The following is a 20,048-nucleotide window of genomic DNA, read 5'->3' on the forward strand; positions in this document are numbered from 1 at the left end:
AATTTGAATCCATGGGGCGGACGCGTAACGCAAAGCCGGGCCACCATCGCAATCCTGACTTCCCTGTACGTAAACGCTTCCTGAAGAGTGTTGTGAACTATTTCAATCGGCTACTGAAACCTGCTGAGAGAAGGATTACCCAGCGTTACATGATGTTTCAGTCCGGTAAGACGCTGCCATCATAGTGAGCGGCATGTTAATTAACTGTGAATACAATCACAGATTGGAAACGGTTACACAGGGCTATCGCCTGAATTAGTGACCGACTCCACAATTTGCCGCTGCGCCACCGAATGACGACGCACTAGCGTCGGCATAAAGCAGTGTGTGGCATGTTGATCCAGCTCGCCTGCAGCTCCCTTCAGCGCCAGTTCTGTAGCAAGTTTAGCCATGGAAACAATAGGATAGCGGACGGTAGTTAATTGCGGATCGGTGTATCTTGAGATGGGAATATCATCAAAACCAATGACTGAAAAATGCTGTGGAACCTGGATGCCGTTGTCCTTAAGCGCCGTCAATGCCCCCGCCGCCATGCCGTCATTGTAGGAAAACACGGCGGTTAAATGTAAATTGCGCCCAAGCAGTTCCACCATCGCCGCTTCCCCCCCTTGCATATCGGGCTCGGCATGCGCAATCCACGCCTCCTGCGGGCGAATACCCTGCTCTGCCAGGGCTTGCAGCCAGCCATCACGCCGCTGCGTCACATCTTCAATTGGGTGACTGGAGCTGAGAAAACCAATGCGTTGATGGCCCTGCTGTAACAGCATGCGCGTGGCAACCTGTGCGCCTGTAACGTTATCAAGGCACACACAGCGATGCTCATAACCAGGAATTGTGCGATTAATCAGTACCATGCCAGGAACGTGATCCATAAATTGCATCAGCTCTGCGTCTGAAAGCGTTTTCGCATGCACCACTAATGCATTGCAGCGTTGACGTATCAGCACCTCAATCGCGTGGCGTTCTTTCTCTTCCAGGTGCCATGAGTTGCTGATGAGCACGTGTTTATGTACGCGCTGCGCCACGGTATCCACCGCTTTAACTAATGCGCCGAAGAAGGGGTCGGAGACGTCCATCACCACCACACCAATGGTATCGCTGACTTGCGTTGCTAAGGCTTGCGCATTGGCGTTAGGGCGATAGTCGAGTGCATCAACCGCGGCCAACACGGCTTCTCGGGTATCGGCGGTGACTGCACTGCTGTTATTGAGCACACGTGACACGGTGGCAACTGACACACCGGCCTGACGAGCGACATCACGAATCGTTATCATGCAGCTGTTCCACAGGGGCTGAAAATGCGCGACAAGCGCGTAACGGCGCTATTCTGGCAGGGCACAGGGAACGACTACGTGAATTACGTCACACCAATGAAAGCGGTTACATACAATTCTGCAACCTTTGTGATGAATATCATTATCTGGTGGAGGAAGAAGGTGTGGTTTTTCCGGCGGCAAGACGCGTCAATTTACGCCACAGCCACTCCAGCGGCCCCTGTGGGAAAAATCGCAGCCACAGCACAGAAAACAAGATGTTAATTAGCCAGATTACCGGGACAAAGGCCAGCAGATGCAGGCGATCAAACTTGAGGAAGAGATTGAAACGATAGAAGAGCGTGGTGCAAATGAGCGTCTGTAACAGATAATTGCTCAATGCCATGCGGCCAACGCATTGAATGGCATAGCTTAATCGCGTTGAAGCAATTTGTGGCCAGAAGCCGAGGCAAAGTGCGGCATAGCCAAGGCTGATGAACGGGCTGGCGAGGTCGCGCGGTATTTGCAGAAAAAAGCCGGTCCAGCGGAACTCCCAGCCTATCATCCACTGCGCTGCAATGCCTGGAATCGCAATCAGCCAGCCAATCGTCAGCAGTAATGCTGCAGAGCGTCGATAGTGCTGCACGCTAAATTGCCCGCTAAGCCAGCCGCTACGCATCAGGGCAGCGCCAATCAGCATCAGCCCCGCCAGCTGCCAGCCATATTGGGAGGCCAGCGCCATCAACCCCGATGACAAGTGGTCAAGCCGGTTCTGCACCGCTTCCCAACCACCAAGCATTTTCCAATAGCTTTCATATTCCAGATCGGCCGCGCCAGGCAGCCAGGAGCGCGTGGGATTCGGGCTCGAAATGGCACCAAACACCAGCAAAACGCCGCAGCCAACGAGATAAAGCAGCGCGCCAGTTTGTAGCAGTGCGCGGTCAGACGGCACGTCGCGCAGCATGCGCCAGATAATCAGCCCGATCAGGCCGTAATCCAGCAGAATGTCGCCTTCCCAGAAAAATAGTGCGTGAATAAAGCCGATGAACACCAGCAACGTCAGGCGCGCTGACATCCAGCGGCTGCCGCGCGGCGCTTGCAAATAAAGCCCGGCGCCAAACAGCAAAGCAAACAGCGTAAGAAACTTGAGCTGCGCCAGACCATCCATGACCGCCCAGGTCCAGGCGTCAGATGTGGAAGCCTGCCCTTGCCACGCCGGATTTAGATAGGCTGCCGCGGGCAGCGCAAAACCGACGATATTCAACAGCAATATGCCGAGAATGGCGCAGCCACGAATGAAATCCAGCGCGAGATAGCGTTGCATCGAGTGCCTTGACGGAGACAGGAAATCGGGCGACAAACCGCCGCCCCAAAGATTAGCTGTGGCGAACCGCGCGCAGGAATTCCTGACGCGTGTTCTGGCTGGATTTAAACAAGCCACCCAGCGAGGTAGTGGTTGTCGCGCTGGTCGCATCCTTCACGCCACGCGCTTTCACGCAGTAGTGCACGGCATCAATCGACACGGCAACGTTATTGGTGCCGAGCAGCGTTTGCAGGGCGACCAACACTTGTTGCGTCAGGCGCTCTTGCACCTGCGGACGCTGGGCGAAGAACTGCACAATGCGGTTAATTTTCGACAGGCCAATCACTTTATCTTTCGGGATGTAGGCCACGGTGGCTTTGCCGTCGATGATCACAAAATGATGCTCGCAGGTGCTGGTCAGCGTGATATCACGCACGGTCACCATCTCATCAACCTTCATCTTGTTTTCGATGACGGTGATCTTCGGGAAGTTGGCGTAATCGAGACCCGAAAAAATTTCATCCACATACATTTTGGCGATGCGGTTGGGCGTCTCCATCAGGCTGTCATCTTCCAGATCCAGATTCAGCAGCTGCATAATTTGGGTCATGTGACCGGCGATTTCACGCTTGCGCGCGGCATCATCCATATCACGTATCGGCGCGCGTAATGGCGTTTCCAGACCACGCGCCAACAGCGCTTCGTGAACCAGGGCGGCTTCCTGACTTAAGGTGCTCATCTTACTCTTCTCCGGCAGGTGATGCGCCCGCGGGTCTTCGCCCACGGGGGAAATTCTGAGCGCGTATTGTGAAACACTCCGCGCCTGTAATCCAGCAATCAATCTGAGAGGCTTGAGAGTCAATCGCACAAAAAAGAGGCTTTCGACCTAATGTCTCACTGATCCAGTTAAGAACCGGCCACCCTTTTTCGTAAGCGCCAGCACTTATATGCCAGTCTTGAAGGCGTTAAATACCAGATGAAAGGCAATACGATTAACAGTGTGGCTAGAAGCGTAATGCTGGTAGCTTCTGATGCCAGCATTAGCGTGAAAACCAGGATGGTCAAAGCAACGATAGTAATCCACTTAGATGCATTAAAGCGATTTGCAAGGTGATGAGTGACGGAATCTAGCGATCCCCCATAATTAGCAATATTAGTCTTCAGTTTTTCTAAATCACTTTGGTTGAATCCAGATTTTAAAATCATCTCATCGCTAATCTTCATTGTTTTTCGTCCCTAAAAAAACTGCAAACTTTCATAGTTGAGTAGAAGATGAAAGCTTTTCATGCTGTACGGCGGCGTAAAACCAGTATACCTGCAAGGATTAAGCTGAGGCCGGCGACCCACAGCGCGGGTTCCAGTCGATGCCACAGCACGCTGGAAATCCACGACAGCAGCGGACCGCCCAACTGCCCTACCGCATAACCGGTGGTCAACAATCCGGCTAAATAACGCGTATGCTGCGGCGCCAGCTCGCGGCCATATTGCAATGCCAGTTGCACCACGCACAGGAAGCCGCCACCAATCAGCAGCGCACCGAGCATCAGGCCGTTCAGACCGGGCATCACAATCGCCGCTATCACGCCTAGTGCCTGCGCCCACAGCACGATAGCGAGACGGAGATGGCTGCTGCCCCAATGCCGCGTGATGATCCCTAGCACAATGCCGATCACCGCAGCGCCGCCGAATACCGGCCAGACAAACTGGGCGAATGCGCTATCAGGGAAACGCGCTGCCGCCATTTGCGACATAAACGTGGCGGGCAGAATGTAGCCGAACCCGGCAAGACTGTAGCTCAACACTAATCGCTTCAGATCGCCATTCAGCACCAGCGGATCAGCTGCTTGATCGGGCCGATGCAGTTGCCCCGTGCGCGGGAGGAAACGCGCAATGGCAGCAATGAGCAACAGCGCCAGCACACCATACGCCGCCCAGGCAAACGCCGCACTGACGCCGCTGGCGTGCAGCAGCACAGCCAGCATGCCGCTGAGAAAAATCCCGGTGCCAGGACCGGCAAACACCGCGGCCAATAAACCCGAACGTCCATGCAAGTGCAGCTGCTCGCTGGCCCAGGCAGCCAGCAACACCATTGCCCAACCGCTGGCCCAGCCAATCAGGAAACGAATCACGCCGTGTAACCATGGCCCGCTGACGCACGCTGAAAGCAGCGTCAATATGACTGCGCCCCAAACGCCCGCCTGCAGACGCCACTCAACGCGTTTGTGCGCGCGCATGGCATCAAAAGATCCAAACAGATAGCCCAGATAGTTGAGTGCCGCCACCAAACTGGCGCTGGTAAGCGTCAACTGACCATCATGAATCATCAATGGAACCTGGGGAGTAAAAGCAAACCGCCCAATCCCCATCGCAACCACTAAACTTAAGAACGCGCTGAGCGCGACGCGAAACGCCATACCGACCTCAGGATGTTTTTATCACTTGTCACTAGCATGCATGACGTTTAAACTCACGAAAAGTGAATAATACTAACGAAGTTGTTTACGAGAAGAGAATATGGATTTAGTACAACTCCGCATGTTCTGCTCCGTCGCCGAGTCTGGCTCACTGGCCCGCGCGGCCGAGCAGCTCCATCGCGTGCCTTCCAATCTCACCACGCGCCTGCGTCAGCTTGAAGAAGAAATTGGCGTGGACTTGTTTATTCGTGAGAAGCAGCGCATTCGCCTGTCGCCGATGGGCCACAATTTTCTCAATTATGCGCAACGTATTCTGGCACTCAGCGATGAAGCGCTGAATATGGCGCGCGCCGGTGAGCCAGGCGGCAATTTCGCGCTGGGCTCGATGGAAAGCACGGCGGCGACGCGTCTGCCTGCGCTGTTGGCGGCCTATCACCAGCGCTTTCCGGCGGTTGAGCTTTCGCTCATCACTAATACTTCTGGCGAAATCATCGACAAAGTGCGCGAAGGGACGCTGGCGGCCGCGCTGGTCGATGGTCCGGTAGCGCACGATGATCTCAACGGCTGTATCGCCTTTAACGAGCAGATGGTGCTGATTACCAGCCCGGAGCATGCGCCGATAAACAGCGCGCGCGATGTCCAGGGCGATACGCTGTTTGCCTTTCGTAACAGTTGTTCTTACCGCACTAAGCTGGAAGCCTGGTATCGCGAGAGCCAAACCGCGCCGAGCAGCGTGATGGAAATTCAGTCCTATCACGCGATGGTCGCCTGCGTGGCCGGTGGCGCGGGCGTGGCGATGATTCCCGCCTCGGTGCTGACGCAGATGCCTGCCCGTGCGCGCGTCCAGGAACATGCGTTGCCGCCCGCCTACCGCGATACCGCCACCTGGCTAATGTGGCGGCGCGATGCGTTTACCCCCAACGTGGAAGCGCTGAAGTATTTGATTATTGAATTATTTGACGACCGCCCGGTTAACGACGAACTGCGGCATCCGCTGCACGTTGCTGAGTGAGTTTCTTTGTTATCGACATCACGACCATCGGGGCTACTTACCCCCGCATCTACAGGAAGAGGGATTGCATGAACATGATTAAAACCCGCGCCGCCGTTGCCTGGGCAGCTGGCGAACCGCTGAAAATTGAAGAAGTGGATCTGATGCCACCGCAAAAAGGTGAAGTGCTGGTGCGCATCGTGGCCACCGGCGTGTGCCACACCGATGCTTACACCTTGTCTGGGCAAGATCCAGAAGGCGTATTCCCGGCGATCCTTGGTCACGAAGGCGGCGGCGTAGTAGAAGCAATTGGTGAAGGCGTAACCAGCGTGGCGGTAGGCGACCACGTGATTCCGCTTTATACGCCAGAGTGCGGCAAATGTAAGTTCTGTCTCTCCGGCAAAACCAACCTGTGTCAGGCGATTCGCGCCACCCAGGGCAAAGGTTTAATGCCTGACGGCACGACCCGCTTCTTTAAAGACGGCAAGCCGATTTTCCACTACATGGGCACTTCAACTTTCTCTGAATACACCGTGGTGCCGGAAATCTCGCTGGCGGTGATCAGCAAAGAAGCGCCGCTGGAAGAAGTGTGCCTGCTGGGCTGCGGCGTCACCACCGGCATGGGTGCGGTGATGAACACCGCGAAAGTGAAAGAAGGCGATACCGTGGCGATCTTCGGCTTGGGCGGCATTGGTTTATCCGCGATTATCGGCGCGAAAATGGCGAAGGCCGGTCGCATCATCGGTATCGATCTCAACACCAGCAAATTCGATCTGGCGCGCAAGCTGGGTGCAACCGATCTGATTAACCCGAAAGATCACGACAAGCCGATTCAGGATGTGATTGTTGAACTGACCGATGGCGGTGTCGATTTCTCCTTCGAATGTATCGGTAACGTCAACGTGATGCGCTCGGCGCTGGAGTGCTGTCATAAAGGCTGGGGCGAATCCGTCATCATCGGCGTAGCGGGTGCCGGACAGGAAATCTCCACGCGTCCGTTCCAGTTGGTAACCGGACGCGTCTGGCGCGGTTCTGCTTTTGGTGGTGTCAAAGGCCGTTCGCAGCTGCCGGGCATCGTGCAGGATTACCTCGACGGTAAGTTCGCATTAAATGATTTCATCACCCACAATCTTCCGCTGGAAGAGATTAATGACGCGTTTGATTTGATGCATGAAGGGAAATCGATCCGAACAGTGGTGCACTTTACCAAATAATCAGGAGACGTTATGGCATCCACTTTGGAGCTATTAGAAGAGCATCGCATTTTTGGTGGCTGGCAGCAGCGCTGGCGCCATCAGTCGGAGGTGCTGAACTGCCCAATGACCTTCAGCATTTTTCTGCCGCCGCCGCAGAGCGATGCGCCACCGCCAGTGGTGTGGTTCCTCGCGGGATTAACCTGCAGCGATGAGAACTTCACCACCAAAGCCGGTGCGCAGCGCGTGGCGGCGGAGCTGGGGTTGGTGCTGATCATGCCTGACACCAGCCCGCGCGGTGACGATGTGGCCAACGACAGCGGCTACGATCTCGGTCAGGGCGCAGGTTTCTACCTCAATGCGACGCAGCAGCCGTGGGCAGCGAACTTCCGCATGTTCGACTACCTCAGCGAAGAGTTACCGGAGCTGGTAGCGGATAACTTTAAGCTGAGCGATCGTCAATCGGTAATGGGTCATTCGATGGGCGGACACGGCGCGCTGGTGCTGGCGCTGCGTCTTGGCGGACGTTTTGCTTCAGCTTCCGCATTTGCGCCCATCGTCAATCCCACTGAAGTGCCGTGGGGGCAGAAAGCCTTTGCCGCCTATTTGGGAGAGGATCGTCAGACGTGGCGCGAATGGGATAGCTGTCTGTTGATGAAGCAAGTCGAGCAGCGTTTGCCGATTCTGATCGATCAAGGTGATAGCGATCAGTTCCTCGCCGATCAGCTGCGTCCGGAACGGCTGGAAGCGGTGGCGCGTGAGCAAGGTTTCCCGCTGGAGTTACGCATTCAGCCGGGATATGACCACAGCTACTTCTTTATCGCCAGCTTCGTAGAAGATCATCTGCGTTTTCATGCGAAGCATTTGTTGGTGTAACGAGGTCGCCAGAAATGGCGACCCTACGTAGGGTGCGCATTCATGCGCACCTTATTTAAACCAGCGTCTCCGCCAATCCATCGATCATCACCTGCGGCATGCCGCGCGAGCAGTGTTCGATACGCCCCCGCACGCCATACACCTGCGCCAACGTCTCTGGCGTTATTACCTTTGATGGTTCGCCGTCAGCCAACAGATTACCCTCTTTGAGCATCAGGGCATGGTCAGCATGACGTAGCGCGATGTTGATATCATGCACCACCACCACCGTGACAATGTTGCGCAGACGGGTTTCACGGCGCACCAAATCCATCACGTGGAACTGGTAGTTAAGATCGAGCGCGCTCAGCGGCTCATCCAGCAGCAGCAGCTCCGGACGGCGGATCAGCGATTGCGCCAGGCCAACTAACTGTTTTTGCCCGCCAGAAAGCTGATCGAGATAGCGCATGGCTAAATGCGCGATGCCGAGCTGATCCAGCAGATGCATGATCTCCGCTTCGCTCGAGGCGCTGTGCAAGCCACCTGACGCGCGCTGCGCCACAATAATTGATTCCAGCACGTGCAAATGCACGCCCGCTGGCAAGCTTTGCGGCAGATAAACCACGCGCTGCGCCCGCCGGGCAAACGGCTGGCCCATTAGCTCTTCACCATTGAGCCACAGCTCACCCTGCCCTTTGCTCAAACCGGCCAGCGCGCGCAGCAGCGTTGATTTGCCACAGCCGTTCGGTCCCAGCAGCACGGTGATTTTTCCGCGCGGCAGTGCGGGTACGTTGAGGTCTTCAATCACCTTGCGCTTTGGATAACCGGCGTAGAAATGGCTAAGACGTAATCCCTGTTCCATTACACCGTCCCCCGATGACGCAGAATAATACTGAGGAAGAACGGCACGCCGACTAGCGACGTCACAATCCCCACCGGGATGATTACGCCAGGAATCAGGTTTTTCGAGGCTACCGACGCCAGCGACAGTACCAGCGCACCAACCAGCGCACTGGCGGGCAGATAATAACGGTGATCTTCACCAAACATCATGCGGGCAATGTGCGGCGCGACCAGACCAATAAAACCAATCGGCCCAACGAAGGCCACCGCCAGCGCGGAGAGAATGCTGATGCGCAGCAGCGTCGCCAGACGCAGACGGCGCACATCAATGCCAAAGCTCACGGCACGATCTTCGCCGAGGCGCAGCGCGGTCAGTTTCCAGCTGCTGAACATGGAGAACGGGATCAGGATGGCAAACGCGGCGGTTAATACACCGAGCTTCTCCCACGAGGCACGCGCCAGGCTGCCCATGGTCCAGAACACTAAGCCTTGCAGCGTATCTTCGCTGGCGATGAACTGCATCATTGAGACCAGCGCGTTAAAGGTGAACACCAGCGCGATACCAAACAGCACCACGCCAGAGGTCGAAACTTTAGTCCAGCGCGTTACGCCATCCAGCATCAGCGCGGCAAACAGCGCAAACACGAAGGCATTAGCGGAAATAAACCACTGATCGGGAATGCCGGGAATACCGATACCGAGGATGATGGCCAGCGCGGCGCCAAAGGCCGCCGCCGACGAAACGCCAAGCGTAAACGGGCTGGCGAGCGGGTTATTCAGGATGGTTTGCATCTCTGCACCGGCGAGACCAAGCGAAAACCCCACCACCACTGCCATCAGCGCGTAGGGCAAGCGAATGTCCCATACAATCACGCGCGTGCCCGCATCAACCGCATCGGGATGCGTCAGCGTTTGCCACAAGGTGTCGAGGGAGAGCCCAGCCGGGCCGAGAGTGAAATCCAGCATCACCGATGCCAGTATCGCCAGCACCAACACGCCAATCAACAATAGTCGCTGACGCAGTACCTGGCGATAACGTGTCATGGTGTCGGCTTGATGGCCGTTTTCCGCCACCAGCGTGGCGTCCGTGGTACGCATTGTTCTACCTGTTTCTTGTCGAAATCATAACGGCAGCCACAATAGTGCAGGTGATAATAATTATCAATTATATCCAGGTAACAAATGTTAAAAAAGCGCGCATCATGCGCGCTCTGTGTCGTAGGATCGCCATTCATGGCGACTCACTCTTTAAACGTTGGGAACTCCATCTCGCTGTACTTCACGAAGCGTGAGCCGCGTGCCAGCTTATAACCCAACCAAATAATCAGGAACAGCGGGATGCCGATATAGGTTGCCGCTACGCCGTACCAATCAATACGATCGGCAAGGAAGGCCTGATAGTTCTGCCCCAGCGTAATGATCAGACACAGAATAAAGGCAAAAATCGGTCCCAGCGGGAAGAAGCCGGAGCGGTACGGCAGATCGGCCAGGCTATGCCCCTGCGCCACATAGCCACGACGGAAGCGGTAATGGCTGATGGCGATGCCCAACCAGGCAATAAAGCCTGTCATGCCTGAAGTGTTCAGCAACCACAGATACACTTCCTGGTTACCAAATTTCGAACTCAGGAAGCACAATCCCGCCACCACGGTAGTGGCGATCAGCGCGTTGCGCGGCACGCCGCCCTTCGACAGCTTGCCGAAAATGCGTGGCGCTTTGCCTTCGCGAGCCAGGTTAAACAGCATACGCGTTGAGGCGTACATGCCCGAGTTACCTGCAGATAATACCGCCGTCAGAATAACGGCATTCATCACCGCCGCCGCAGACAGCAGACCGGCGTTCTGGAACACCAGCGTGAACGGGCTTACGGCGATGTCAGTGACATCGTTATGCAGCAATTTAGGATCGGTGTACGGCAGAATCAGGCTGATAATCAGAATCGCGAAGATATAGAACAGCAGAATACGCCAGAATACCTGACGGACCGCACGCGGGATGTTCTTCGCCGGATCCTGTGATTCACCGGCGGCGATGCCGATCAATTCGGTGCCCTGGAAGGAGAAGCCGACGATCATCGCCACGCCTATCATCGCAGCAAAACCACCGGCAAACGGTGCTTCGCCGACCGTCCAGTTATGCCAGCCGGCATTTTCAGCGCCGCGCATGATGCCAGTAATCATCAACACGCCAACCGCAATAAAGATGATGACGGTGGTCACTTTGATCAGCGAGAACCAGTATTCCGCTTCGCCAAAGCCTTTAACCGAGATGTAGTTGAGCAGGAACATCAGGCCAAGGAACAGCGCGCTCCAGATCCAGCCGGGCGTATCCGGAAACCAGTAATTCATGACGAGCTGCGAGGCGACGAGGTCAACGGCGATGGTCACCGCCCAGTTGTACCAGTAGTTCCAGCCCAGTGCGAAGCCGAAACCTTCTTCGACATATTTGGCGCCGTAGGTGGCGAAGGAGCCCGAAACCGGCATAAAGGCCGCGAGTTCGCCAAGGCTGGTCATCAGGAAGTAAACCATCAGGCCAATCAGCGCATAAGAAAGCAGCGCACCGCCCGGTCCTGCCTGAGAGATGGTGGCACCCGAGGCGACAAACAGGCCGGTACCGATGGAACCGCCAATGGCGATCATAGTGAGATGACGCGCTTTTAATTCACGGCGCAATCCAGGTTGTTGTGTTGTTTTTGAGTCATTATGCATGTGTAAACGCTATGCTGGATAAAAATAAGGCGCGATTGTAGCACCAAGACCCAAGCTGTATAGCATTCACGTCGGGTTATTAGTTACCTTCATGATCGGCCGGAAATTATTAGCCGCAGCGTAATAAAAGCCGCAATTATTCACGGCAATACGATAGAAACCGACTTAACGCTTTCGACACATGCTTCTGACGATGGTGGATGCGATAGAGCGTACGCGTCAGGCGCGGCAGCGGAACAACAACTTCCACCAGCGTGCCCGCCTCAAGCAGATCGGCAATCACACGCCGCGATAAACAGCTAATGCCCATGCCATGACGCACCGCGTGTTTAATCGCTTCCGAATTGCCTAATTCCATGCCGAGCTGAAACTGTGGCAAGTGCGACAGCAGCAGATAATCAACGATTTCACGCGTACCCGACCCGCGCTCGCGCAGAATCCACGGTGCGGCGGCGAGCGCTGCCAGCGTAATCGGCTGCTGCAGGATTGCGGCATCGGGCGCGGCAAATACCACCAGCTCATCCTCCAGCCACGGTTCGCTGATAATATCCAGCTCGTGACACGGACCTTCGATCAGGCCAATATCCACGCGGAAATCCGCCACGGCATTAATCGCATCCTGGCTATTGCCGACGCTGAGCTCCAGCGGCAGCGTGGGGAAGTCACGGCGATAGGCGGCGATCATGCCCGGTAACAAATAGTTGCCGATGGTGCTGCTGGCAAACAGGCGAATCGCCCCGTTATCTTCTTTAAATAGTTGCTCAATCTCACCCGCCTGCTCCATCAAGCCAACGGCGCGCGGATAGAGTAAACGTCCATGCTCATTGACCACCAAACGCTTGCCGACCCGATCAAACAGCTGCACGCCAAGTTGATTCTCCAAATCCGCCAGCGCCGCACTGACCGCCGACTGCGACAGCGCCAGCACCTGTGATGCCTGCGTGGTTGAACCGCTTTTCAGCACCTCGGTAAACACTTCAATTTGACGCAGCGTGATGTGCATGCGCCCTCCTCATCTATTACTTATTCCGATTAATTATAAATATATTATCAATTTTACTTTTAAACCAGCGCAGCGCAGGATTTAGGCATAGGAAAAACGTTAGACAAACTCACGGCATAAATCATCGCAGATCCTGTAGCGGCGCGATTTATCGCGCAATGAATTGCGCCGCTACGGAATGTGCGCTTCTAATTTTGGTTTTCATCCGCATGAATGCCGCCCCTACGAGGAGAAAGATATGGCTGAGCTAAGCGTCAATAAAACCCCGTTTCATCTACATCACTGGCTGCCGGGTTTACTGCTGACCGCGGCCATTGCCGGTGGTGCGGCGTGGTTAGCCAATCAGCCGTGGCTGGCGGGTGCCGGATTCGGCGCGCTAACCTTAGCGATAATCCTGGGCATCGTGCTGGGCAATACCCTTTATCCACACATCACCGAACACTGCGACAGTGGTGTGCTGCTGGCGAAGCAGCGCTTGCTGCGCCTCGGTATCATCCTTTATGGCTTTCGTATTACCGTGCAGCAGATTGCCGATGTGGGTATCAACGGCGTGCTGATTGATGCGCTAGTGCTCAGCTCAACGTTTCTGCTGACCTGTTTTATCGGCATTCGTTTGCTGAAGATGGATCGCGAAACCGTATGGCTAATTGGCGCGGGCAGCAGCATTTGCGGCGCAGCGGCGGTGCTAGCGAGCGAGCCTATCGTTAAAGCGCCACCGTCAAAAGTGGCGGTGGCCGTGGCGACGGTGGTGCTGTTTGGCACGATAGGCATCGTGATTTATCCGCTGCTATGGACGCTGCTGCCTAACGTCAGCGCAGCCCATTACGGCATCTTCACCGGTTCTACGCTGCATGAAGTGGCGCAGGTCGTCGCGGCCGGACACGCGATGGGTGCCGAGGCGGAAAACACCGCGGTCATCGCTAAAATGCTGCGCGTGATGATGCTGGCGCCGTTCTTGCTGATTCTGGGTAGCTGGTTGAAGCGCCAGCGTAGCCAGCAGGCTGCACAGCCGACATCCGCCAGCTTCCCGTGGTTTGCGCTGCTGTTTATTGTCGTTGCGCTGTTTAACTCGCTGCATCTACTGCCTGCCCAGGTGGTTGGCACGCTCAATCAGCTGGCAAATTTGCTACTGGCAATGGCGATGGCCGCGCTGGGTTTGACCACCCGCTTTAGCGCATTAAAGCAGGCTGGCTTTAAACCGCTGCTGCTCGGACTGGTGATGTTTGGCTGGTTGATTCTGGGCGGCGGCGCACTCAATGTGCTGGTGCAACATTTCATGGCTTAACGGCATCCGCTATGATGGGCGCTTTGCAGCAGCAATCGCCCAATCAGGAGAGCGGCATGAAATATATCGGCGCACACGTCAGTGCATCCGGCGGCGTGGACCAGGCAGTGATCCGTGCCCACGAACTTGAAGCCACAGCCTTTGCGCTGTTCACTAAAAACCAGCGCCAGTGGCGTGCGGCGCCGCTCTCGGGTGAAGTCATTGATGCCTTCAAGACCGCCTGCGACCAGTACAACTTTACCTCCGCGCAGATTCTGCCACACGATAGCTATCTGATTAACCTCGGCCATCCGGTGATGGAAGCGCTGGAAAAATCACGTGATGCGTTTCTCGATGAGATGCAACGTGCCGAACAGCTGGGCTTAACGTTGCTGAATTTCCATCCAGGCAGCCATCTTAAGCAGATTGAAGAAGAAGCCTGTCTGAAGCGTATCGCCGAATCGATTAACATCGCGCTGGATAAAACCAGCAGCGTGGTCGCTGTCATCGAAAACACCGCCGGCCAGGGCAGCAACCTTGGTTTCCGCTTCGAACATCTCGCCACCATTATTGAGCATGTAGAAGATAAATCGCGCGTTGGCGTGTGTATTGATACCTGCCACGCCTTTGCCGGTGGATACGATCTGCGCAGCGAAGAAGCCTGTGTGGAGACCTTTAGCGAATTTGAACGCATCGTTGGTTTCCAGTATCTGCGCGGCATGCACCTGAATGATGCCAAAAGCACGCTGGGCAGCCGCGTTGACCGCCATCACAGCTTAGGTGAAGGCAATATCGGCAAAACGGCGTTTAGCTGGCTGATGAAGGATAAACGTTTTGACGGCATTCCGATGATTCTGGAAACCATCAATCCGGATATCTGGAAGGATGAGATTGCGTGGTTGAAGGCAGAGCAACAGGGATAATGTGATAACCAGGTCGCCATGAATGGCGCCCCTACAGGAAACAAAAAAGGGAGCCAAGGCTCCCTTTTTCACGTCTGGCGAATGTTACGCTGCTTTCGCCAGCTCTTCTTCCGGACGTTTCAGAATCGCGTAGCCGAGACCCGCTACTGCGGTACCGATCACAATCGCCATCAGGTAACCCAGCACTGGCGTAATCGCGCCTGGGATCAGCAGCACGAACAGTCCACCGTGCGGTGCCATCAGTTTGGCACCAATCGCCATCGAAATTGCGCCTGTTACCGCGCCACCCACGATACAGCATGGCAGCACACGCATTGGGTCACGTGCAGCAAATGGAATCGCACCTTCAGAGATGAAGCATAAGCCGAGCACCAGCGCCGCTTTGCCGCCCTCTTGCTGACCTTTATTAAACTTACGACGCGCAACCATCGTCGCCAGGCCCATCGCCAGCGGTGGCACCATACCGGCCGCCATAATCGCCGCCATTGGCGCGTAGGTTTGCGAACTCAGCAGGCCAACGCCAAATGCATAGGCGACTTTGTTCACCGGGCCGCCCATATCGGTACACATCATGCCACCAAGGATCGCCCCCAGCAGGACCGCGTTAGCCGTCCCCATGTTGGCCAGCCAGTGAGTCAGGCCGCTCATGATGCCAGCCACTGGCTTACCAACCACGTAAATCATCAGCAGACCGGTAATTAAGCTCGCCACCAGCGGGATGATCAGAATCGGCTTCAACGCTTCCATACTCTGCGGCAGTTTCACTTTGCTGCTGAGCATTTTAGCGGCATAACCGGCAATGAAACCGGCGATGATACCGCCAAGGAAACCGGCGTTAATGCTGGTGGCGATCATGCCGCCGATGAGACCTGGTGTCAGACCCGGACGGTCCGCAATCGAGAAGGCAATAAAGCCGGCCAAAACTGGAACCATCAGGGCGAAGGCGCTGCCGCCGCCAATTTGCATCAGTGCAGCGGCCAGGGTGCCCTGCTCTTTAAAGGCGGTAATACCGAAGGCAAAAGAGAGCGCGATGCTCAAACCACCCGCCACCACCATCGGCAGCATATAGGAAACGCCTGTCAGCAGATGACGGTACGCACCGGCTTTCTCTTTGCTGTCGCTCTGCGCGCTAGCCGTCTGATTGCCGCTCGGCTGATAGGTTTTCGCTTCAGCCTGCGCTTTATCCAGCTCTTGAGCCGTCTTTTTCAATGCCAGGCTGGTTGAGGTGCGGTACATCGGCTTACCGGCAAATTTCGCCAGATCCACGTCGATATCCGCCGCGACGATCACCAGATCGGCTGCGGCCACTTCTTCTGGCGTGATGGCGTTGCCCGCGCCGACTGAACCACGGGTTTCAACTTTCACCCACCAGCCACGCTTGGTTGCTTCGGCCTGAATGGCTTCGGCAGCCATAAAGGTATGCGCCACGCCGGTTGGGCACGCGGTCACCGCGACAATACGTTTCTGGCCACTGCTCTGCGCTGCAACCGGTACAGCAGCTGCCGACGTCGCAGGTTGCCAGGTTTTGGCGCTTGCTTTGGCTTGATTGATCGCCGCCAGCGGATCGCGCAGCGCCTGCTGCACATCCACCCGCGCCACAGATTTGCCTGCCAACTGCGCATCATCAGGCACGTTATGGCCCGCAACCAGCACCAGCTCTGCTTCAGCGGCATTATCTGTGAGTGTTAATCCGGCCTGCGTCGCAGTGGCGCGTAAGCGTTCCAGCGCCAGATGTCCTGATGCCAGTCCCAGTGAAGAATCTTTTATCAGCAGCGTTTTCATTATCGCTCTCCTGCTGTTAGTTAACGGGTTGTAAGTCGACGCGCGCCATCATCGCGGCCAACTGGGTACGATCGGTAACGCCAACGTTACTTTGGCTGACGGCCATCGCCGCCACTGCCGTTGCCAGACGCAGCGTGTGCTCGCTGGATTCACGCATCAGCAGGCCGTAAATCAGGCCGCCGACCATAGAGTCGCCTGCACCCACGGTGCTGACCACTTCACAGGCGGGCGGTTTGGCAATCCATTCGCCGGAAGCGTTAACCCATAGCGCGCCCTCTGCGCCGAGAGAAATCACCACGTGCGCGATGCCCTGTTCGCGCAGTTCATGCGCGGCATCAATCACGTCCTGCAGCGCAGGCAGCTTGCGTCCGGCCCAAATTTCCAGCTCGCGACGATTCGGTTTAACCAACCAGGGCGCGGCTTTCAGACCGGCGACCAGCGCTTCACGGCTGCTGTCGAAGATGATGCAAGGACAGAGCGTGCGCAGATCGCTCATCCATTTGGTAAATGCTTCTGGCGCAACGCCCGCTGGCAAGCTGCCGCTGACGCATACCATGTCGAACTGGCCGAGCCAGGTTACCGAGTCCGCCGTGAAACGATCCCAATCCTGCGCCGTAACCTCAAATCCGGAGAAATTGAGATCGGTCACATCGCCATCTTTTTCCGTCAGCTTGACGTTAATGCGCGTGCGGCCCTGCACCACCTGAAAGCGGTTGGCAATGCCCAGTTCGCTGAACAGCTGCTGAAAACCATCCTGATTCTCTTTACCGAGAAAACCGCCGACGGTGACATCGATGCCTAAATCCTTCAGTACCTTGGCAACGTTAATGCCTTTACCCGCTGCATGCAGACCGGTGGTTTTTACCAGGTTAACTTCACCGCGCTCAATCTCAGGCGTGTATCCGACCAGATCGTAAGCGGGATTTAATGTAATTGTTGCGACACGACGGCTCATGCAACCCCCTCGCCTAAACCAGAATTAATGGCTTCTTCAATTGCGTTCAGCGCCTGCTGTGCGTCTTCGCCGCTGGCGGTAAAGCGCAGGCGATGGCCTTTTTTCACGCCCAGCGCGACCACTTTCATCAGACTACGGCCGTTGGCGGGTTTGCCGCTACCGTCAAGGTTTGTAACGGTGATGTCACTATTGAACTGTTTGATTACGCTCACCAGCGCGGTACCCGGACGCGCATGCAGGCCGTGCTCATTGCGGATAGTGAATTCCGCGGTCAGCGACTCGGCGGCTTCATCCACTTCGCTGGTTAGCAACGCCAAAATGCCGGCGGCATCCGCCTTCAGCAGCCGTTCAGCTTTGTTGGCCAGCAGCAGATTGCTGAGATAGCCCAACACTTCCAGCGGCCGCTGATCGTTAGCCGCAACGGTGAGGAGCAGCGCGACATTTTCGCCCTGATGCTGGAAAGGTGCAGCAGCACGGCTTACCGCCACGGCGCTGCCGAGATTGCCCTGAGCGCTATCACTGAGCCAAATGCCCTGCCCGAGACTCAACGGCGTACGCGAAACCACATCGGTAATAAATGACGTATCCACTGCGCCTGCCGCTTGCAGACGACCAGCGTTCAGCGCCTGCAAGGTGATTAAATCGCTGGCCGCAACATCTATGGCTATCAGCGAGGTATCGAATTTGAACTCAGCCGCCTGATTTTCGCCCATCAGCAACGCGCGCAGCTCTTCTGCCGAGGCGCTTTTCAGCTGTTCAGCAATACTGTCATCGCTTAATACATGGGTAAGCTGGCGCAGCAGCGCGAGGTGTTCATCAGATTTCGCGGCAATACCGATGGCCACATACGCCGTTTGCCCTTCACCCCAATCAACGCCCTGCGGAAACTGATAAACCTGTACGCCGGTTTTCAGTACCAGATCGCGGGTGTCGGTGGTGCCGTGTGGAATGGCGATGCCATTACCCAGGAAGGTCGTAGTTTGCTGTTCGCGCGCCAGCATGCCGTTAACGTAGCCTTCGGCCACATTTCCCGCAGCCGTTAACGCAGCGGCAACCTGGCGAATGGCCTCTTCTTTATTCTGTGCATTAGCACCGGTATGAATAGCCTGAACTTCGAGCTGGAACATATCTCTCCTCGCTTGCTGTATTGAATCGTTTCAGCTATCGGATAAAAAAAGGCGCCACGCATCACGGACTTGGCCGTCATCGCAACGCTGAAACGTTTCAGGGAATATGGTACAGCAATGTCCTTCAGGCAAGAAAATGCGCGATCTGAGTAGCAGATTTTTGATGCTACGCACACTTCATGCTGAATTTAAGATTTTTACCCTCAGGCAAGCTGATGCATTTGCTGTAACAGCTGGGCACATTAAGGTAAATCGTTCAGCACCGCGTCAGCTGGCCATTTATGGCGTAAGGCTCGTCAGTTAAGTGTGAATCGGTCACCATGAATGGTGACCCTACGCGGATAAAGCCGGGTTTTTGTAGGGTGCGCATTCATGCGCACCTGCATAAAAAGGCATTTTTTTTGCTTAAGTGAGCGATATTCCGCCATTTAAGGCGCCGTTTCGGCTTCCAGTTTGAGCAGGAAAGTCATGGCGCTATCGCGGCTGTTGCCGCACATTTCTGCGCTTGGCTGTAAACCGGCACATACCGCAGGGCGCAGTGGCGAGCCAAAGATTTTGCAGCGCTGCTGTTCGTCGAGCTGAACGCAGCGCGTGTTTGCTGGCTTGCCGTGCGGCATCCCTGGAATGGGAGAAGAGATTGAGGGGGCTGTGCAACAGGCACCGCACTGGTCACGACAAAACATCATGCGCTCCTGTAGAGAATTCGCCGCGACAATAACAGGCTGATGCAGTGAATGCCATGCCCGCGCAACAATTTTACACCGCCTCACTTGCCAGTTTTTCGTCGCGCGAGTAACGTGACGCGCATTAACCTTCAGTCAGCGAGAAAAGCACAATGCCAAAGGCAAATGAGATAAAAAAAGGGATGGCTGTCACCTGGAACGGCAAACTGTTGCTGGTGAAAGACATTGATGTGCAAAGCCCCAGTGCGCGCGGTGCCGCTACGCTCTATAAGATGCGTTTTACCGATGTCCGCACCGGCTTGAAAGTGGAAGAGCGTTTTAAGGGCGACGATATTATTGATGCCATTTCGCTCAGCCGCCGCGCCGTCACCTTCTCTTATATAGACGGTGATGAATACGTATTTATGGATGATGAAGACTACACGCCTTACAACTTCAAGAAAGACCAAATCGAAGAAGAGCTGCTGTTTATTCCTGAAGGCGGTATTCCGGGCATTCAGGTGCTGACGATGGACGGCCAGGTTCTGGCACTGGAATTACCTCAAACGGTTGATATGGAAATTGTCGATACGTCGCCGGGCATCAAAGGCGCCTCCGCCAGTGCCCGCTCCAAACCTGCTGTTATGAGTACGGGTTTGTCTATTCAGGTGCCTGAATACCTCAGCAACGGCGAACGCATCCGCATCCATATTGCAGAACGACGCTATATGGGCCGCGCTGACTGATATCGTACTTCCTTCCGGCCGTCGGT

The 20,048-nt window shown here is 55.6% G+C and carries 19 protein-coding genes; 6 read left to right on the forward strand and 13 right to left on the reverse strand.

All coding sequences use genetic code 11. The annotated features are described in order from the left end of the window. Nucleotides 1-233 precede the first annotated feature (233 nt). From galS to AC07WB_RS12940, 5 genes are all read right to left on the reverse strand, one after another. Nucleotides 234-1,274 carry an HTH-type transcriptional regulator GalS gene (gene galS, locus AC07WB_RS12920; RefSeq protein WP_097096658.1) on the reverse strand — a complete coding sequence of 347 codons (1,041 nt, stop codon included), beginning with the start codon at nt 1,272-1,274 and terminating at the stop codon, nt 234-236. Between the two features lie 142 nt (nt 1,275-1,416). Further along, complete coding sequence (gene yeiB / locus AC07WB_RS12925) at nt 1,417-2,577, reverse strand: DUF418 domain-containing protein YeiB (protein WP_494940625.1); 1,161 nt, start codon at nt 2,575-2,577, stop codon at nt 1,417-1,419. Between the two features lie 52 nt (nt 2,578-2,629). Next, nucleotides 2,630-3,295: a GTP cyclohydrolase I FolE gene (folE, locus tag AC07WB_RS12930; protein ID WP_097096656.1), complete on the reverse strand. Its 666-nt coding sequence runs from the start codon at nt 3,293-3,295 to the stop codon at nt 2,630-2,632. 167 nt (nt 3,296-3,462) lie between these two features. Beyond that, a complete protein-coding gene (locus tag AC07WB_RS12935) occupies nt 3,463-3,780 on the reverse strand; it encodes a hypothetical protein (RefSeq protein ID WP_494940626.1) in 318 nt (105 codons plus the stop codon). 59 nt (nt 3,781-3,839) lie between these two features. Continuing rightward, entirely contained in the window at nt 3,840-4,970 is a 1,131-nt protein-coding gene (locus AC07WB_RS12940; protein ID WP_494940627.1) for a YbfB/YjiJ family MFS transporter, read from the reverse strand. 100 nt (nt 4,971-5,070) lie between these two features. Here AC07WB_RS12940 and ptrR point away from each other — a divergent pair, with 100 nt between their 5' ends. The 3 genes from ptrR (at nt 5,071) to fghA (ending at nt 8,030) form a co-directional block, all read left to right on the forward strand. Next, on the forward strand, nt 5,071-5,982 hold the full coding sequence (gene ptrR, locus AC07WB_RS12945; RefSeq protein ID WP_494940628.1) for a putrescine utilization regulator PtrR: 912 nt from the start codon (nt 5,071-5,073) through the stop codon (nt 5,980-5,982). 68 nt (nt 5,983-6,050) lie between these two features. Continuing rightward, nucleotides 6,051-7,175 (forward strand): S-(hydroxymethyl)glutathione dehydrogenase/class III alcohol dehydrogenase, encoded by a 1,125-nt coding sequence (locus tag AC07WB_RS12950; protein WP_097096653.1) that lies wholly within the window; start codon nt 6,051-6,053, stop codon nt 7,173-7,175. 12 nt (nt 7,176-7,187) lie between these two features. Continuing rightward, complete coding sequence (gene fghA / locus AC07WB_RS12955) at nt 7,188-8,030, forward strand: S-formylglutathione hydrolase (protein ID WP_400456493.1); 843 nt, start codon at nt 7,188-7,190, stop codon at nt 8,028-8,030. A 55-nt stretch (nt 8,031-8,085) separates the two neighbouring features. On the opposite strand, the gene AC07WB_RS12960 is transcribed toward fghA, so the two are convergent. The 4 genes from AC07WB_RS12960 to yieE form a co-directional block, all read right to left on the reverse strand. Further along, nucleotides 8,086-8,871, reverse strand: a complete 786-nt coding sequence (locus AC07WB_RS12960; RefSeq protein WP_097096651.1) for an ABC transporter ATP-binding protein — start codon at nt 8,869-8,871, stop codon at nt 8,086-8,088. Then, complete coding sequence (locus AC07WB_RS12965) at nt 8,871-9,896, reverse strand: FecCD family ABC transporter permease (protein ID WP_494941071.1); 1,026 nt, start codon at nt 9,894-9,896, stop codon at nt 8,871-8,873. The genes AC07WB_RS12960 and AC07WB_RS12965 overlap by 1 nt, the downstream gene beginning before the upstream one ends. Before the next feature lie 197 nt (nt 9,897-10,093). Next, entirely contained in the window at nt 10,094-11,560 is a 1,467-nt protein-coding gene (locus AC07WB_RS12970) for an amino acid permease (RefSeq protein WP_097096649.1), read from the reverse strand. Nucleotides 11,561-11,696: 136 nt separating this feature from the next. Then, complete coding sequence (gene yieE / locus AC07WB_RS12975; RefSeq protein ID WP_097096648.1) at nt 11,697-12,563, reverse strand: DNA-binding transcriptional regulator YeiE; 867 nt, start codon at nt 12,561-12,563, stop codon at nt 11,697-11,699. A 238-nt stretch (nt 12,564-12,801) separates the two neighbouring features. On the opposite strand from yieE, the gene AC07WB_RS12980 reads away from it, so the two are divergent. Together AC07WB_RS12980 and nfo are read left to right on the forward strand one after the other, a co-directional pair. After that, nucleotides 12,802-13,848 carry a YeiH family putative sulfate export transporter gene (locus AC07WB_RS12980; protein ID WP_494940629.1) on the forward strand — a complete coding sequence of 349 codons (1,047 nt, stop codon included), beginning with the start codon at nt 12,802-12,804 and terminating at the stop codon, nt 13,846-13,848. A gap of 56 nt (nt 13,849-13,904) precedes the next feature. After that, the gene (nfo, locus tag AC07WB_RS12985; RefSeq protein ID WP_494941072.1) at nt 13,905-14,750 is read left to right on the forward strand and encodes a deoxyribonuclease IV; all 846 of its coding nucleotides are present in this window, start codon (nt 13,905-13,907) and stop codon (nt 14,748-14,750) included. Between the two features lie 84 nt (nt 14,751-14,834). On the opposite strand, the gene fruA is transcribed toward nfo, so the two are convergent. From fruA to AC07WB_RS13005, 4 genes are all read right to left on the reverse strand, one after another. Continuing rightward, nucleotides 14,835-16,532 carry a PTS fructose transporter subunit IIBC gene (gene fruA, locus AC07WB_RS12990; RefSeq protein ID WP_494940630.1) on the reverse strand — a complete coding sequence of 566 codons (1,698 nt, stop codon included), beginning with the start codon at nt 16,530-16,532 and terminating at the stop codon, nt 14,835-14,837. A 16-nt stretch (nt 16,533-16,548) separates the two neighbouring features. Then, nucleotides 16,549-17,487: a 1-phosphofructokinase gene (gene fruK / locus AC07WB_RS12995; RefSeq protein WP_494940631.1), complete on the reverse strand. Its 939-nt coding sequence runs from the start codon at nt 17,485-17,487 to the stop codon at nt 16,549-16,551. Next, nucleotides 17,484-18,614: a fused PTS fructose transporter subunit IIA/HPr protein gene (fruB, locus tag AC07WB_RS13000; protein WP_494940632.1), complete on the reverse strand. Its 1,131-nt coding sequence runs from the start codon at nt 18,612-18,614 to the stop codon at nt 17,484-17,486. The genes fruK and fruB overlap by 4 nt, the downstream gene beginning before the upstream one ends. Nucleotides 18,615-19,042: 428 nt before the next feature. Beyond that, entirely contained in the window at nt 19,043-19,297 is a 255-nt protein-coding gene (locus tag AC07WB_RS13005; protein ID WP_097096643.1) for a YkgJ family cysteine cluster protein, read from the reverse strand. Nucleotides 19,298-19,449: 152 nt separating this feature from the next. On the opposite strand from AC07WB_RS13005, the gene yeiP reads away from it, so the two are divergent. Further along, nucleotides 19,450-20,022 carry an elongation factor P-like protein YeiP gene (gene yeiP, locus AC07WB_RS13010; protein WP_097096642.1) on the forward strand — a complete coding sequence of 191 codons (573 nt, stop codon included), beginning with the start codon at nt 19,450-19,452 and terminating at the stop codon, nt 20,020-20,022. Nucleotides 20,023-20,048 lie beyond the last annotated feature (26 nt).

The sequence above is a fragment of the Pantoea sp. GW821-FHT03E06 genome (genome assembly GCF_059420725.1).